The sequence below is a fragment of the Cupriavidus sp. 05T313 genome (assembly GCF_056396665.1).
This window is the reverse complement of record NZ_JBFTLX010000482.1, coordinates 1-1,711: the sequence shown is the minus strand read 5'-3', so window position 1 is coordinate 1,711 and position 1,711 is coordinate 1. Positions and strand designations below refer to the sequence as shown.

The 1,711-nt window shown below is 65.3% G+C and carries 3 protein-coding genes; 2 read left to right on the top strand and 1 reads right to left on the bottom strand.

Going from position 1 to position 1,711, the window contains the following annotated elements; translation table 11 throughout:
* Together AC1DKD_RS41055 and AC1DKD_RS41050 are read left to right on the top strand one after the other, a co-directional pair.
* Window positions 1-499, top strand: a 499-nt coding sequence (locus AC1DKD_RS41055) for a dienelactone hydrolase family protein (protein ID WP_477144725.1), incomplete at its 5' end; no start/stop codon positions are given.
* The gene (locus AC1DKD_RS41050) at window positions 496-1,128 is read left to right on the top strand and encodes a phosphoribosyltransferase (RefSeq protein ID WP_441627804.1); all 633 of its coding nucleotides are present in this window, start codon (window positions 496-498) and stop codon (window positions 1,126-1,128) included. The genes AC1DKD_RS41055 and AC1DKD_RS41050, both read left to right, overlap by 4 nt.
* Window positions 1,129-1,396: 268 nt before the next feature.
* On the opposite strand, the gene AC1DKD_RS41045 is transcribed toward AC1DKD_RS41050, so the two are convergent.
* On the bottom strand, window positions 1,397-1,711 hold a 315-nt coding region (locus AC1DKD_RS41045), incomplete at its 5' end, for a hypothetical protein (RefSeq protein ID WP_477144724.1).

Sequence of the window (1,711 nt, the reverse complement as noted above, 5' to 3'; positions counted from 1 at the left end):
TCTGCTTGCCGAGGAAGACGTCGGGCTGGCGCGGCGTTTCGATATTGGCCTGCTGGCCGCGCGCCTGGAGGGTATCACCCGCGCCGTTCGCGGCATGGCGCAGCTTGGGCGACTGCGGCTGGGGTACTTCGGCGCAAGTACTGGTGCTGCGGCTGCAATCCGGGCCGCCGCGATGACTGGTGGCGGCTATCGGATCGACGCCGTGGTTTCGCGCGGCGGCCGCCCGGATCTGGCGGGCCATGACGCCCTCGCGGCGTTGTCCGCGCCGACCTTGCTGATCGTCGGCGGCGCGGATACCGAGGTGCTGCACCTGAATGAGCGTGCCTACGCATGGATGTCCTGCGAGAAGCACTTCGAGATCGTTGCCGGCGCGACCCATCTGTTCGAGGAACCGGGCGCACTGGAAGTGGCGGCACGGCTGGCTGCCGGGTGGTTCGCCACACACCTGGCAGGGCGGCGGGGCGCGGACCCGGCAACCGGTGAACAGGAGACATCATGATGTTCCAGGACAGGACCGAAGCCGCCACGCGGCTGGCGCAAGCGCTTTCGAATTACCGCGGCACGCATCCCGTGGTGCTGGCCGTTCCACGCGGGGCGGTACCGATGGGCAGGATCCTGGCCGACCAGCTTGGCGGCGAACTCGATGTGGTGCTGGTCAGGAAACTGGGTGCGCCATTCCAGCGTGAACTGGCAGTGGGTGCGGTGGATGAGAGCGGCTGGGTTTATGTCACGCCCTTCGCCGAACAGACTGGCGCCGATCCGGCCTATATCGCAGAGGCGCGCAGAGAGCAGCTGGAACTGCTGCGCCGGCGGCGTGCGCTCTACACGCCCGGGCGCACCGCAACTCCGCTGGGCGGCCGCACGGTCATTGTGCTGGATGACGGCCTGGCCACCGGTGCCACCATGATTGCCGCGCTGCACGCGGTGCGGCAGCAGCAGCCTGCGAGGCTGATCTGCGCCGTGCCCGTGGCCGCTCCGGATTCCCTGGCCCTGGTGGAGGACTATGCGGATGAAGTGGTCTGCCTGGCCGCGCCCGCTAATTTTCGTGCGGTTGGCGCGCATTACAGGGAGTTTCCGCAGATCGACGACGCCGAGGTGGTCGCCTGCCTGGCGGAGGGTGGGGGATGAATGTACCAGCCGCATCGGCGGCGGCCTGTGCGCTGAAAACCGCATTGCTGCAACGTGCTGCCGCAAAGGCCGGCGCCGTGCGTTGGGGCCTTCGGAGGTATGCGGCGGCGCGGCAACTATCGGGCGGTCGACGTGCGTCAACGCTGGGTATCAGGCGCCGCCAATATTGAAAACGAATCCATGCTGGCACGGTCAGCACCTGCGCGGTTTTGCCTGACGCTCTTGTGCGGAGACCCGCCCTCCATCCATGTGGGAGGCGTCTGGATTTTTATGCCCATCCGAAGTTTACTGAGTGGAATGACGCCTGCAAGGAAGCGATCGAAACGCGGGCGATGAAGTGGGGGTGCGAAACATGGAATTGAAATACAAAGGCCGAACCGTCTCCATCCACACACTCAAGGCCGCCCCCGATAGTTGGGATTGGTCTTACGTCATCCACGGCGTCGAAACCAGGCGGCATGCCGATGCGCTTGCCCGGTCGGAAGATGTTGCGGTGGAGTGCGCTTTTCAAGCGGCCCGGAAAGTCATTGATCGCTTGTCGGAAGAGGACAATGACTAGCGTCATCACAAGCCGGGATTGATC